Origin of the sequence: Halobacterium noricense, assembly GCF_021233435.1 — an archaeon.
GTDB lineage: Archaea > Halobacteriota > Halobacteria > Halobacteriales > Halobacteriaceae > Halobacterium > Halobacterium noricense.
In genome coordinates, this window is record NZ_CP089468.1 from 749,253 (window position 1) to 762,192 (window position 12,940).

The 12,940-nt window shown below is 68.5% G+C and carries 12 protein-coding genes; 7 read left to right on the forward strand and 5 right to left on the reverse strand.

The genetic code is table 11. The features are described from left to right. Positions 1 to 69: 69 nt before the first annotated feature. Positions 70 to 519, reverse strand: coding sequence for a plastocyanin/azurin family copper-binding protein (locus LT974_RS04190; protein ID WP_232589415.1), 450 nt, complete (start codon positions 517 to 519; stop codon positions 70 to 72). A 133-nt stretch (positions 520 to 652) separates the two neighbouring features. On the opposite strand from LT974_RS04190, the gene LT974_RS04195 reads away from it, so the two are divergent. Genes LT974_RS04195 through LT974_RS04205 form a run of 3 tightly spaced genes read left to right on the forward strand, consistent with a single transcriptional unit; the run spans position 653 to position 4,291 of the window. Beyond that, on the forward strand, positions 653 to 1,342 hold the full coding sequence (locus tag LT974_RS04195; RefSeq protein WP_232589417.1) for a protein sorting system archaetidylserine synthase: 690 nt from the start codon (positions 653 to 655) through the stop codon (positions 1,340 to 1,342). Positions 1,343 to 1,365: 23 nt separating this feature from the next. Continuing rightward, the gene (locus LT974_RS04200) at positions 1,366 to 2,655 is read left to right on the forward strand and encodes a HEAT repeat domain-containing protein (RefSeq protein WP_232589418.1); all 1,290 of its coding nucleotides are present in this window, start codon (positions 1,366 to 1,368) and stop codon (positions 2,653 to 2,655) included. 52 nt (positions 2,656 to 2,707) lie between these two features. Continuing rightward, positions 2,708 to 4,291 (forward strand): phospholipase D-like domain-containing protein, encoded by a 1,584-nt coding sequence (locus LT974_RS04205; RefSeq protein WP_232589419.1) that lies wholly within the window; start codon positions 2,708 to 2,710, stop codon positions 4,289 to 4,291. Here LT974_RS04205 and LT974_RS04210 read toward each other — a convergent pair whose 3' ends face one another. After that, positions 4,292 to 6,184 carry a DHH family phosphoesterase gene (locus LT974_RS04210; protein ID WP_232589420.1) on the reverse strand — a complete coding sequence of 631 codons (1,893 nt, stop codon included), beginning with the start codon at positions 6,182 to 6,184 and terminating at the stop codon, positions 4,292 to 4,294. A gap of 132 nt (positions 6,185 to 6,316) precedes the next feature. On the opposite strand from LT974_RS04210, the gene LT974_RS04215 reads away from it, so the two are divergent. Continuing rightward, positions 6,317 to 6,799 (forward strand): Mov34/MPN/PAD-1 family protein, encoded by a 483-nt coding sequence (locus LT974_RS04215; protein ID WP_232589421.1) that lies wholly within the window; start codon positions 6,317 to 6,319, stop codon positions 6,797 to 6,799. After that, positions 6,796 to 7,224, forward strand: coding sequence for an FAD synthase (locus LT974_RS04220; protein WP_232589422.1), 429 nt, complete (start codon positions 6,796 to 6,798; stop codon positions 7,222 to 7,224). The genes LT974_RS04215 and LT974_RS04220 overlap by 4 nt, the downstream gene beginning before the upstream one ends. Positions 7,225 to 7,561: 337 nt before the next feature. Here LT974_RS04220 and LT974_RS04225 read toward each other — a convergent pair whose 3' ends face one another. Continuing rightward, a complete protein-coding gene (locus LT974_RS04225; protein ID WP_232589423.1) occupies positions 7,562 to 8,704 on the reverse strand; it encodes an acyl-CoA dehydrogenase family protein in 1,143 nt (380 codons plus the stop codon). A 285-nt stretch (positions 8,705 to 8,989) separates the two neighbouring features. Between LT974_RS04225 and LT974_RS04230 the strand changes: the two genes are divergently transcribed. Then, positions 8,990 to 9,841, forward strand: coding sequence for an RIO1 family regulatory kinase/ATPase domain-containing protein (locus tag LT974_RS04230; protein WP_232589424.1), 852 nt, complete (start codon positions 8,990 to 8,992; stop codon positions 9,839 to 9,841). Between the two features lie 63 nt (positions 9,842 to 9,904). Next, on the forward strand, positions 9,905 to 11,467 hold the full coding sequence (locus LT974_RS04235) for an aldehyde dehydrogenase family protein (protein WP_232589425.1): 1,563 nt from the start codon (positions 9,905 to 9,907) through the stop codon (positions 11,465 to 11,467). 229 nt (positions 11,468 to 11,696) lie between these two features. Here LT974_RS04235 and LT974_RS04240 read toward each other — a convergent pair whose 3' ends face one another. Next, entirely contained in the window at positions 11,697 to 12,518 is an 822-nt protein-coding gene (locus LT974_RS04240) for a carbon-nitrogen family hydrolase (protein WP_232589427.1), read from the reverse strand. Between the two features lies 1 nt (position 12,519). After that, the gene (locus tag LT974_RS04245) at positions 12,520 to 12,933 is read right to left on the reverse strand and encodes a CoxG family protein (RefSeq protein WP_232589428.1); all 414 of its coding nucleotides are present in this window, start codon (positions 12,931 to 12,933) and stop codon (positions 12,520 to 12,522) included. Between the last annotated feature and the right edge of the window lie 7 nt (positions 12,934 to 12,940).

Sequence of the window (12,940 nt, forward strand, 5' to 3'; positions counted from 1 at the left end):
CCGCTTCCGAACCGTCCGAATTCACAATTTTCGCGCACTACTTCGACAGCGACGCGGCCGGCGGTCGCGTCACTCGGTGACGACGACCTTCCCGAGCATCCCCGCGCCCTCGTGGGGAATACAGAAGTAGTAGTAGTCGCCGGCGACCTCGAACGTGTGCTCGTAGGTCTCGCTCGGTTGAACGATGCCGCCGCCGTCGATGCTGTTCTCCCACGCCTCGCGGGCGGCGTCCTCGCTCTCGAAGCCGCCAGAGGCCCAGTAGTCGGCCCCTTCGGGGACGCCGTCCTCGTAGGCGGTGACGGTGTGGTTCCGGGAGCCGGTGTTCGCCCAGACGACGGTGTCGCCGACGCTCGCCTCGAACGTCGGCACGTCGTTCCCCTCGACGGCGGGCTCGGGGACGAACGCGTTCGACTGCATGCCGACGTCGTACTCCGAGTTGGACAGCGACGGCCCGATACAGCCGGCCAGCGCCGCGGTGACGCCAGCCCCTGCTGCGGCGAGGAACGCCCGGCGTTGCATGGTCGACAGTCGGGTCGTCGGGCATTTATACGGCGCGGTCCCGCCGACGCGAGCCTCGAACCGGTGACAACGCGGGGACACGACGGGAGCACGGATGTAAACACGTAAGGACGCCTGCCGAGATGCGTGGAACATGCAACCCCGCTTCGTCGGCCGGTTGGGCGTCGCGGACGCCGTGACCGCGGCGAACGCGGCACTCGGCTTCGTGGCGGTCGTGGCGGCCACCGTCGACGTGGCGCTCGCCGCGCGGCTGGTGTTGCTCGCCGCCATCGCGGACGGGCTCGACGGCGTGCTCGCGCGCAGGTACGGCGGGACGCCGGCCGGCGAACACCTCGACTCGTTGGCGGACGTGGCGTCGTTCAGCGTCGCGCCCGCATTCCTCGTCGCCGTCGTCGCGCGGAACGCGTGGAGCTTCGAGAGCGCGTGGGGGCTCGTCGCGCTCGCCGCGTGCGCGGTGTTCGTCGCCGCGGGCGTCGTCCGTCTCGGCCTCTACACGGCCTACGACACGGGCAACGACCACACGGAGGGCGTGCCGACGACGCTCGCCGCGACCCTGCTGGCTGCGGGCGTGCTCGCTGGCGTCGGCGACCCGCGAATCGCCGTCGCCGCAATCAGTATTCTCACCGTGCTGATGGTGTCGTCGATTACGTACCCCGACCTCTACTCGCGGGACGCGCTCGCGATGGGCGCGGTGCAGGCTGCCGCCGTGCTCGCGCCGACGCTCGGCCCGCGGCTGTTCCCCCGCGTCCTGCTGGCGTGGGCGTGTGCGTACCTCCTACTCGCGCCGCGGTTCTACTGGCGGGGCGAAGGGAAACGCTCATAGGCGCGCTGGCGGAATCAATTGGTATGAGCGACGGGGACGAGGAACCCGAGGAGTCGGCCGACGCGCCGGCCCCGGACGTGGACGTAGAAACGCTTCAGGAGCGTCTCGACGACGCCGTCGACGCCCTCGAAAGCGCCGAGACGGAGGCCGGACTCGACGACGTCGAAGCGATTCTCGACGCCGTCGAGTCCGACCTCGAAGCGGCGGACCTCCCGGAACCCGAGGAGGAAGACGAGGAGGCCCCCGCCGAGGCACTCGAGTCCTGGCTGTCCGAGCTCCGCGAGGACCTCGAAGCCCAGCGCGGGCCGTACGCCGAGGATGTCGTCGCCGCAGTCGAGGACGCCCAGTCCACGCTGGAGTCGACGCGCTGGACGGAACAGGGCGAACAAGCACTGCAGACGGCCGTGAGCACGTACCTCGACGACGCCGGCGAGGCGCTGGACGAGACGTTCGTCGGCGGCGAAGTCGCCGACCCGGAGGCGCTCGCCGAGGAACTCGACGAGGTCGTCGACGCCGTCGACGCCGCGGCCCTCGACCCCGACGAGAACGCCGAGACAATCGAGGCGCTCACGGAGGCGACCGACGCGCTCACCGCGGGCGTCGAGGACGCCCAGGAGTGGGACGACCTCTCGGTCCGCCAGAAGCTCCGCGCGGAAGGCTACTACGAGGTCATGGGGCAGAAGCGCAAGGACTTCCCGCCGGAGTGGACGGCACTCAAGCAGTGGGAGCAGCGCGAGAACGTCGAGATGATTCTGCTCTGCCTCGAACACATGGGAGACACCGAGTTCATGGAGCGCCACTGCCTGGAGGCGCTCAAGCGCGTCGCCAGCCCGGAAGCACTCGACGAGATCGGCCAGCGCGCCGCGCGCCGGAACACGCTCGCGGTCGAAATCGTCGGCCGCATCGGCAGCGAGGACGGCATCGAACACGTCGTCGACTTCGTGGACGCCGAGGGCAACCCCGACCTCCGCACGACCGCGCTGAAGTCGCTCGGCGAAATCGGCAGCGAAGACACCACCCAGGACGTCGCCAACCAGTTGGTCGCCGACAACGAGAGCGTGCGCAGCCGCGCGGCGCGCTCGCTGGGCCTCATCGGTGACACGCGCGCCATCGAGCCGCTGACGGACGTGCTCGCCGACGACGACAGCGACACGGTGCGCGCGTCCGCGGCGTGGGCGCTCGTCCAAATCGGCACCGAGCGCGCACTCGAAGCCGCCGCCGAGTACGCCGACGACCGCGCGTACATCGTCGAACAGGAAGCCGAGAAGGCCGCCGACGCGCTCGACGCGGACGCCGCCGAAGCCGCCGCGTAACCCTTCTCGCGTTCCCCGACCTTTACGTACGAAGCCGGGACCAACCCGGGGCGTGCTCGCTCGCCTCGCGGTCGCCGCGCTGCTCGCGTCGGCGACGATTACGGCCGTCGCACCCAACCCCGCCAGCGACGGCGACGCCGGCGAGTTCGTCTCCGTCACGTTTGCCGAGCCGACGAATACCAGTGGTTGGACGCTCGCCGACGGCAACGACGCCGTGCGACTCCCGAACCGCACGCTCTCCGGGACGGTCGCGCTCTCGACGCAGCCCACAGACGCCCGCAACCGAACCGACCTCCGGGTCGTCGGTCTGAACGGTTCGCTCGCGCTCGCGAACGGCGGCGAAACGGTCGAACTCCGCGCGGGGAACCGGACCATCGACGACCTCACGTACCCGCGCGCTCCCACCGCCGAGGAGTGGAATGGAAGCGAGTGGACGCCACTGGGCGCCTCCTCGTTCGCGCCGTTCGCTGCAACGAACGTCTCCGTGTCCGCGTTCGCGCTTCCCGACGCCGCCGGCCCGCCCATCGAGACCCTCGAATCCGCCGAGCGCCGACTCTACCTCGCGGGCTACACGTTCACGTCCGCACGCGCCACTCGCGCGCTCACCGCGGCCGCCGAGCGCGGCGTGGACGTACGCGTACTCGTGGAGGGCAGCGTCGCTGGTGGCGCGCCCAGCCTCGAAGACGAGCGCCTCGACGTGCTCCGTGCTGCGGGCGTCGACGTGCGCGTCCTCGACGGCGAGCGTGCCCGGTACAGCTTCCACCACGCGAAGTACGCTGTCGCCGACGACCGCGCAGTCGTGCTCTCGGAGAACTGGAAGCCCTCGGGAACTGGTGGGCACGGCAACCGCGGCTGGGGCGTCACCGTCACGGATTCACGAGTCGCCGACCACCTCGCGGGCGTATTCCGCGCAGACACCGGCTGGGCGGACGCCAAGCCCTGGCGCGCCGTCCGCGAGAACTTCACCATCGTCGGCGGCGACCCGGCGACCGAGTCGTACCCGACTCGGTTTCCGCCAGTCGACGCGCGAGCCGACAGCGTTCGCGTGCTGGTCGCGCCCGACAACGCGCGCTCCGGGGTTCGGGAGCTCGTCGCGTCCGCCGACGAGTCGCTGGTCGTCGAGCAGGCGAGCCTCGACCGAAACAGCGCCTTCACGAACTGGACAATCGACGCCGCGCGGCGGGGCGTTCAGGTGCGCGTGCTGCTCTCCGGGAAGTGGTACGCTCACGCGGACAACCGGAACACGACGGAGCGCCTGAACCGCATCGCCGCCGATGAGAACCTGAATCTCGATGCGAAGCTCGTCGAGCCGCGGTCGCGCTTCGAGAAAGTGCACGTCAAGGGCGCGGTCGTGGACGGCGAGCGCGCGCTCGTGGGCAGTCTCAATTGGAACGAGCACGCCGCCACCGAGAACCGCGAAGTCGTAGTCGTCGTCGAAGACGACGCGGTCGCGGACTACTTCGGGCGCGCGTTCCGCGCGGACTGGCGCGGCGGCGCGTGGCGGCTCCCGGTCGCACTCGCCGTGGTCGTCGCCGCCGGTGCAGTCGCCGCTGCGGGCTGTGTCAGACGCGTCGAGTTCGGCGGCGACAGCGACGTCGGCCGCGACGGCTTCTGGCAGGAGAACGGGGAGCGGTGACTACCGCTTCGGGGCGGTGTGGAGTTCCTCGTCGAGTTCGGCTTCCGCCATCTTCTCGATGAGGGCGTCCAGAACTTCCTCGCGCATCCCGGGGACGAAGCGGATAGAGCCGACGACGAGGTGGCCGCCGCCGGAGACGCCCGCGCCCGGCAGTTCCTCGTTGAGTTCCTCGACCATCGTCGGGATGTCGAGGCGCACGCCGTCGCTGCGAAGCACGGAGAAGTCCGGCCCGTAGCCGATGGTGATGACGGGCTCGCCGGTCTCCTCAACCTTCTCGTCGTGGATTTCGCCCGTGGTCTTCCCCGGCGCGGGGTACGTGAACCGGTGGGCGTGGTTCTCGACGTCGATGCGGTAGAGGTTCGCGCCGTTCGCGACGCGCTCGTGTTCGACGTGCGGGGACGCCGCGTCGAGCTGTTCGGCGACGTCCTCGTCGGCGCGGTTCGCGAGGAACGGTACGAGTTCGCGGTGCCGGTCGTCGTCGCCGTTCACGTTGAGGATGTCGTTGATGAGCTGCGTGCCGGGGTCGTAGCGCAGCATGTACGCCTCGTAGTCCAGCGCCTCGCTGATGTTCTGGAGGAACTGGTCGTCGTAGCCGGCCTCGCGGGCGAGTTCGAGGTAGTCGGTCATCTCGTCGGCCTTCGAGCGGTCCGAGAGCCCCGCGACCGCGGGGACGTGTTCGAGTTCCTCGGTGAGCCCGGGGTAGATCATGCGCGCGAGTTCGACGCAGAGCATCCCCGTGGTGATGCGGTAGTCCTCGCCGTGGAGGTAGGGGTTGACGTGCTCCTCGACGAGCGGATTCACGGCGTCGGGGTCGGGGTGGTGGTGGTCGACGACGACGATGGGGATGTCGTAGTTGTCCAGGGCCTTGTACGCGGGCGTGTCCTCCTCGGTGCTGCCGTTGTCCAGCATGAGGAGCAGCGGGAGCTTCTGGCCGTGGCGCGCGCGGTCTTCGAGCGCGAAGTTGAGGTCGCGGGTGGCGTCCTCCATCTCGTAGTACGGGGCCTTGCTCGGCAGGCGCTTGAGGAGGTGGCGCGCGGCGTCGGTGTTCTGGTGGGCGTCCTCGATGAACTGCGTGAGCGCGTACTGGACGGGGACGCTGGCGGCCATGCCGTCGCCGTCGGCGTGGTGGCGCATCCGAATCGGGCGGCCTTCGAGGACCGCGCGGCGGAGCGTGCGCGCGACCGAGCGCAGTTCCGGCAACATTCCTTCGAGGGCCGGCCAGTCGACGAGCGGGTCGACGTCGACGGGTTCGGCGCGTTCGGTGAGCGCGGCGTCGAGGCGGCCCGCGACGTCGGCGGCCCCCTCGGCTTCGAGCACGTCGATTTCCGTGACCTCGACCTGGTAGGTTCCCTCGCGCTCCTCGACGTCGCCTTTCACGTGCACGAGGTCGCCGACTTCCACGACCGGGTGCGCGCGGACGCCCGCAGCCTCGAAGGCCGTACACGGGACGGCGCTGGTCTCGTCGCGCACGCGGAAGATGGTCGGGCCGCCGGTTTGCTTGATTTGGACGACCTCGCCCTCGACGTGGACGGTTTCGCCGACGTGGTCGCCGACGGTTTCGGCATCGATGCGGTCGTAGCTGTGCTCGCGCTCGACGGTCTCGTAGTCGTCGAGAGACGCGAGTTCGAAGCTCAGGTCGCCGTTCTCGCGGACTTCCGTGAGATTCACGACGACCTCGCCGCCGACATCGAGGTCCTGTTCGCCGTCGAACGTGGATTCGTGGACGAGCCCGGAGACGTGCTCGGAGAGGTCGACGAAGACGCCGTAGTCGACGACGCCGTTGACGGTCGCGTGGTAGTACTCGCCGGGTTCGACCTCCTGCACGGTACACGAGGAGTGGAGGTCGACGACGACCGGGCGGTCGGCCCCGTCGTCGGAGGAAGCGTCAGTCATCTTGGGCCTAGATTCGGTGTCGGCGTTTTTAACCCTTTTCAAGGCTGTTTCGCGTGCGAACGTGCGGAACGGATGGTTCGCGTCCAGCGGTGTTCCGGAAGCCTCAACAGTCACCGCCGCCGACTAGCAGGTATGCTGTTCGGTGGGCGTCCCGACGTCGTCGGCATCGCACGGGAAGCCCTGGAGTTCGCGATGGAAGCCGCCGAGGACAGCCACCCCAACGAGTACCTCGGCCTGCTGCGCGGGACGCCCGCCACGGAGTTCGACGTCGGCCCCGACGACGGCTACGTCGTCACGGACGTGTTGATGGTGCCGGGCACGGAGACGAACCCCGTGAGCGCGACGTTCAACTCCAGCCAAGTCCCCAACGACATGCGCAACGTCGGGAGCGTTCACTCCCACCCCAACGGCGTGCTCGCGCCCTCCGACGCCGACCGCGCGACGTTCGGCCGCGGCGACGTCCACATCATCCTCGGCGCGCCCTACGACCCGAACTCGTGGCGCGCGTTCGACAACGAAGGCGAACCGCGCACCCTCGACGTCTACGACGTCCCGCTCCCCGAACCCGAATCGTTTTTCGACTTCACGCAGGAAGACATCGACGAGGAACTGTGAGACGAGTCGTCGCGCAGGGGACCTTCGACCTGATTCACCCCGGCCACATTCACTACTTGGAGAACGCTGCCGCGATGGGTGACGAACTGCACGTCATCGTCGCACGCCGCGAGAACGTCACCCACAAGGAACCGCCGGTGCTCCCGAACCGCCAGCGCCGCGACGTCGTCGCCGCCCTCGACGCCGTCGACCACGCCCGCGTCGGCCACGAATCCGACATCTTCGCCCCCATCGAGGACATCGACCCGGACGTCATCGCGCTCGGCTACGACCAACACCACGACGCCGACGCCATCGAAGCCGAACTCGCCGACCGCGGCGTCGACTGCGAAGTCCGCCGCGCGTCGGGTCGCGAGAAGCGCTACGACGACGAACTCCTCTCGACCGGTAACATCATCGACCGGATTCTGCAACAGCGCTGCTAGGTTCGCTTTTGGTAGTCGTCTTTGGTCTCGAACTTTCCGTCAACATCTCCTCGAAAGCCCCCGCTCGCTCGCGGTCGCTCGCCAGCATATCGCCTCCCTCCGGTCGGCGATAGCGGCTGGCGAGACGACCACGTGAACGCGAGCGAGCGGCCCCTTTCAGTCCGCCCGTTACCGGCTGACCAGCCGGCCTTTCGCCCGTTGAATTTCTGGTAGGGCGGGACTGAGCGAACGCTACGCGTTCGCGAGGTTCGGAAGACGAACGTAGTGAGTCTTCCGGGACTTCGAAAGGGGCTTTCGGAGAAGTATCGTCTATTCTCGGAATACGCAGAAACCGTGCCTACAGTCCCAGTTCGCGGCCGATGACGAGGTGCTGAATCTCGCTCGTTCCTTCGCCAATCTCCATGAGTTTGGCGTCGCGGAAGAACCGCTGCGGGGCGAAGTCCGTGGTGTAGCCGTAGCCGCCGAGCGTCTGGACGGCGTCCTCGGCGACCTCGCGGGCGGCCTCGCTGGCGTCGAGTTTCGCGAGCGCCGATTCTTGGGTCACGGATTCACCGTTGTCGTAGCGCGTCGCGGCCTTGTGCGTGAGGAGGCGCGCGCGCTCGGTCTTCCGGTGCATGGAGACGAGCTTGTTCCGGATGGCGTCGAACTCCGAGATGGGCTGGCCGAACTGCTCGCGTTCGACGGCGTACTCCTTCGCGGCTTCGTAGGCCCCCTGTGCGAGGCCCGTGGAGAGCGCGGCGATGGAGATGCGGCCGCCGTCGAGGGTCTTCTTCGTCTGCTCCCAGCCCTCGCCCTCCTCGCCGAGCAGGCGGTCTGCGGGAATCCGGCAGTCGTCGAAGTTGATCTCGCAGGTCGGCGAGGCGTTCAACCCCATCTTGTCCCACTCGGTCGTGACCTCGAAGCCGTCGTCCTCCTCGGGGTCGACGATGAACGTGGAGATGCCGCCGTAGCCTGCGTCCGGGTCCGTGACGGCCTTCACGAGCACGCTGCCCGCAACGGAGGCGTTCGTGATGAACTGCTTCGTGCCGTCGAGGACGTACTCGTCGCCCTCGCGCTCGGCGGTCGTGTCCATGTCGCTGGCGTCGCTGCCGCTGTCGGGCTCCGTGAGCGCCCACGACCCGAGGTACTCGCCTTCCGCGAGCGGGCGCAGCCACCGCACCTTCTGCTCCTCTGTGCCGAACAGTTCGATAGGCTTCGACGCCAGCGAGACGTGCGCGGCGTACGACAGCCCGATGGAGCCCGAGACCCGGCCGAGTTCCTCCGCGACGAGCGCGTACATCAGTTGGTCGCCGCCGAGGCCGCCGTACTCCTCGCTGACGGGTACGCCCATCATGTCGAGATCCGCGAGCTCCTCGAACACCTCCGCCGGGAAGCGGTGTTCCTCCTCGATGTCCCACGCAATTGGCTCGATTTCCGCCTCCGCGAACTCCCTGACGGTATCCCGAATCATCCGGTGTTCGTCGGGAAGGTCGAAGTCCATACTGCAAGCTTTGCCACCGCCAGCATAAACACACCGGAACGACCGTGAACGATTCCCGTCTCGTCGGTGCTCGGGCGCTCTCCGGGAGCGAGGGCGGCTTGTGGGTCGTGCTGGTCGGGCACGCGGCTCGCGGCTCACTCTGCTCACGGTTCACTGCGTTCACCGTTCGTCGTTCCGTGCTCTCCCATCCGGTCGAGCACGCGTTCGCCGCTCGCTACAACGTGGGCTCCCTACGGTCGCCCACGCTGCCGCCGGAAATTTATTCGCGCGGCCCCTCCCGTCGGTGTGAGCATCCGCCAGTTCGTCCGCGGGACCGTCCCGTGGGACTCCTTGGAAGCCGTCGCCCGCGAGGTCGCCGACCGCTACGACCAGGAGACGGTCCAGGTGACGTTCCTGGAGACGGACAACTGGCTGTCGACGCCCTGCGTCGTCAACGACCGCTGGTTCGTGAAGGTGGTCTCCGGGCAGAACGCGCTCGTGCACGCGCTGTTCACGGGCGCGCGGAACCTCGGCGCGTTCTCCAGCGGCCGCGAGGGCTTTTTCGAGCCGTTCGACGGCCCCGTCGAGATGGCCGAACACGAACTCGAAGCCACGCGGAAACTCCGCGACCTCGGCGTGAACGCGCCCGAACCCGTGGAGGCGGTCGAGGTGGACGGGCTCGGCGTGCTCGTCCTCGAATATCTCCCGGAGTTCCGCCCGCTCGACGAACTCCCCGCCGAAGCCGTCGAACGCCACGCCCCCGAGCTGTTCGGCGCGCTCGCGACGATGCACGAGAACGGCGTCGCGCACGGCGACCTGCGCGGCGAGAACGTCCTCGTCTACGAGGACGACCTCTACTTCATCGACGCGACGAACGTCGCCGGCGACGGGCTGGAGGGCGCTCGCGCGTACGACCTCGCGTGTGCGCTGGCCGCGCTCGAACCGCTCGTCGGCGCCCAGACCGTCGTCGAAGTGGCGCTGGACGCCTACGACACCGGCGACGGGTCGCGAACGCGCGCGGACAACGCCGCGGCGCTGCTGGACGCCCAGGACTTCCTGAGTTTCGTCCAGATTCGACCCGACCACGCCTTCGACGCGGCGGCGCTGGCCGGCGAAATCGAGAAGGCCGCGAGTTCGCGCGGCGACGCGACGCGGTGACGCGTTCCCGGAATCGTTGCACAAGGTGTACCTTTTTCACCGCGCCGGTCGCAGTTTTTGCCGATGACGCACCAGCAGTACATCGACGGCGAGTGGGTCGACGGCCACGGGACCGAGACCTTCGAGAGCGAGAACCCCGCGACCGGCGAGTCGCTCGGCGAGTTCCACCGCGGCACCGAGGCCGACGTCCGCGAGGCCACCGCGGCCGCCGACGAGGCCTTCGAGGAGTGGCGCGAGCTCTCCCACATCGACCGCGCGGAGTACCTCTGGGACATCTACCACGAGCTCAAAGACCGCCACCAGGAGCTCGGCGAGGTCGTCACCAAGGAGTGCGGCAAGGAGATTAGCGAGGGGAAAGCCGACGTCACCGAGGCGTGGCACATGGTCGAGTGGGCGGCCGGCGATGCCCGCCACCCGAAGGGCGACGTGGTGCCCTCCGAGATTCCGAGCAAGGACGCCTACATGCGCCGGAAACCACGCGGCGTCGTGGGCTGCATCACGCCGTGGAACTTCCCGGTCGCGATTCCGTTCTGGCACATGGCCGTCTCGCTCGTCGAAGGCAACACGGTCGTCTGGAAGCCCGCCGAGCAGACGCCGTGGTGCGGCCAGATTATCGCGGAGATGTTCGAGGAGTCCGGCATCCCGGACGGCGTCTTCAACATGGTCCAGGGCTACGGCGACGCGGGTGCAGCCGTCGTCGACGACGACCGAGTGGACACCGTGCTGTTCACTGGCTCCGCGGAAGTCGGCCACGAAATCGCGAGCGAGGTCGCCAGCGACCCCGGGAAGCTCGCGGCCTGCGAGATGGGCGGGAAGAACGGCATCGTCGTCACTGAAGAAGCGGACCTCGACATCGCGGTTCATTCCGCGGTGATGTCCTCGTTCAAGACGACCGGGCAGCGCTGTGTCTCCAGCGAGCGCCTTGTCGTCCACGAGGACGTCTACGACGAGTTCAAGCAGCGTTTCGTCGAGGCCGCCGAGAAGGTCGCTGTCGGCGACCCGCTGGACGACTCGACGTTCATGGGCCCAGCCATCGAGGCCGAGCACGTCGAGAAGATTCAGCAGTACAACGACCTCGCCCGCGAGGAAGCGACGAACGTGCTCGTCGACCGCACGGAACTCGGCGACGAGGAGATTCCGGAGGGACACGAGGACGGGGCGGCTACCGCCGCCAATCCGGAGCGTAGCGGCAGCTACGCGGACGGCCACTGGGTCGGCCCGTTCGTCTACGAGGTCGACTACGACCCGAGCCTCCGCTGCCTCAAGGAGGAGGTGTTCGGCCCGCACGTCGCGCTCGTGGAATACTCCGGCGACATCGAGCGTGCGGTCGAGATTCACAACGATACGCCCTACGGGCTCGCCGGCGCGGTCATCAGCGAGGATTACCGGCAAATCAACTACTACCGCGACCACGCCGAAGTCGGACTGGCGTACGGGAACCTCCCGTGCATCGGCGCGGAAGTCCAACTGCCGTTCGGCGGCGTCAAGAAGTCCGGCAACGGCTACCCGAGCGCCCGCGAGGTCATCGAAGCCGTCACCGAACGCACCGCGTGGACGCTCAACAACAGCAAAGAAATCGAGATGGCCCAAGGGCTGAGCGCGGACATCAAGACGGAAGACGACTGAGCAGCCCGTCGCGGCTTTTATTTACGCAACCCCGACAGTCACGGCTCGCGGGTGCGTGAGAGAGGAAGGCGGAAGGGGTGGCGGTTGACTTCCCGCGGACTGCGGCCGTGGGCCGGGACACGGCCGCGTCGGCGGACGCGGAGCGGACGTGGACGCGAGGTTCTTGCCGGTTCGACGAGAAAAGCGTCGACTACCGGCAACACGGAGTAGCGCGCGACGACACTTAAATTCACGTATCGCGGGTGTTCGCGAGTTGGTGCCGGCGGTCGTCGAGTGCGGGGAACTCCTCGCGGACGGTGGCGACGCGCTCGGGGTCGAGGTCGGCGTAGACGATGTTGGGCTGGTCGCCCGTGCTCGCGACCGGGGTGCCCCAGGGGTCGTACACCGCCGAGCGGCCGAGCAGTTCCGCGTCGTCGAATTTACCGCTGCCGTTGACGGCGGCGACGTACGCGAGGTTCTCGACGGCGCGCGCCTGCGGCAGCAGCTTCCAGTGCTCGACGCGCGGGTACGGCCACGCCGACGGCACGAGCAGGAGGTCGACGCCGTCGGCGACCAGTTCGCGGTAGAGCTCCGGGAACCGGAGGTCGTAGCACGTCGTGACGGCGGCGGTGAACCCGCCGAGTTCGGCGGTCGGCACGCGCTCGCCGGGGGTCAACAGTTGGGCTTCCGCGGACTCGTAGCCGAACAGGTGGTGTTTCCGGTACGCGAGCAGGCGCTCGCCGTCGCTGTCGAAGAGCACGCTCGTGTTCGCGAGGCCGTCCTCGTCGGGGCCGCCCTCGGTTTCGGCCAAGTCCTCGACGATGCTGCCCGCGAGCACGGCGATGTCCGCCTCGACGGCCGCCTCGCGGACCGCGGAGAGGGAGGGGCCGTCCAGCGGTTCGGCCTCGCGCTGGTAGGCGTCGAACGCGAAGAAGCCGACGTTGAACAGCTCCGGCAGACAGACGAGGTCCGCGCCCCCGCTGGCGGCCTCCCGGATGGCTGTGACAGCGCGCTCGACGTTTGCGTCCACGGCGGCACCCTCGACGGCAATCTGGGCGAGTGCGACGCGCATCTCAGGCCTCCGCCTCCAGCGCGGCCTGGAGGCCGTCGAGTTCGTCGTCCAGGTTGCGCTCGAAGAACGTCTCCACGCCCAGTACCTTGCCGTCGACGACGAACCGGTTGGTCACGCGGGAGCCGCCGTTCGCCGCTTCGACCTCGTGCTCGCCGGTGACGTCGAAGATGCGGGACTTCCCCACGAACTTCACGTACCGCGGGGGCTCCGTCTCGACATCCCGCGTCTCGACGGGAATCGTGCTCCGGACGACCGGAATCGGGAGGCGGACGTGCCACGTCGTCGTGTCGCCCTCGTGCTCGTAGCTGTCCACGACGCTGATGGCGCCCGCGCGCTTCTCGGGGTCGGCGATGAACGCCCACACGTCTTCGGGCGATACCGACACCTCGAACGTGCGCTCGACCCGAACTGTCATACGCGGC

Excerpts from the sequence above, each read along its gene's own strand:
- LT974_RS04190 (WP_232589415.1), bottom strand. The coding sequence starts at position 519 with ATGCAACGCCGGGCGTTCCTCGCCGCAGCAGGGGCTGGCGTCACCGCG.
- LT974_RS04195 (WP_232589417.1), top strand. The coding sequence starts at position 653 with ATGCAACCCCGCTTCGTCGGCCGGTTGGGCGTCGCGGACGCCGTGACC.
- LT974_RS04200 (WP_232589418.1), top strand. The coding sequence starts at position 1,366 with ATGAGCGACGGGGACGAGGAACCCGAGGAGTCGGCCGACGCGCCGGCC.
- LT974_RS04210 (WP_232589420.1), bottom strand. The coding sequence starts at position 6,184 with ATGACTGACGCTTCCTCCGACGACGGGGCCGACCGCCCGGTCGTCGTC.
- LT974_RS04215 (WP_232589421.1), top strand. The coding sequence starts at position 6,317 with ATGCTGTTCGGTGGGCGTCCCGACGTCGTCGGCATCGCACGGGAAGCC.
- LT974_RS04225 (WP_232589423.1), bottom strand. The coding sequence starts at position 8,704 with ATGGACTTCGACCTTCCCGACGAACACCGGATGATTCGGGATACCGTC.
- LT974_RS04235 (WP_232589425.1), top strand. The coding sequence starts at position 9,905 with ATGACGCACCAGCAGTACATCGACGGCGAGTGGGTCGACGGCCACGGG.
- LT974_RS04240 (WP_232589427.1), bottom strand. The coding sequence starts at position 12,518 with ATGCGCGTCGCACTCGCCCAGATTGCCGTCGAGGGTGCCGCCGTGGAC.
- LT974_RS04245 (WP_232589428.1), bottom strand. The coding sequence starts at position 12,933 with ATGACAGTTCGGGTCGAGCGCACGTTCGAGGTGTCGGTATCGCCCGAA.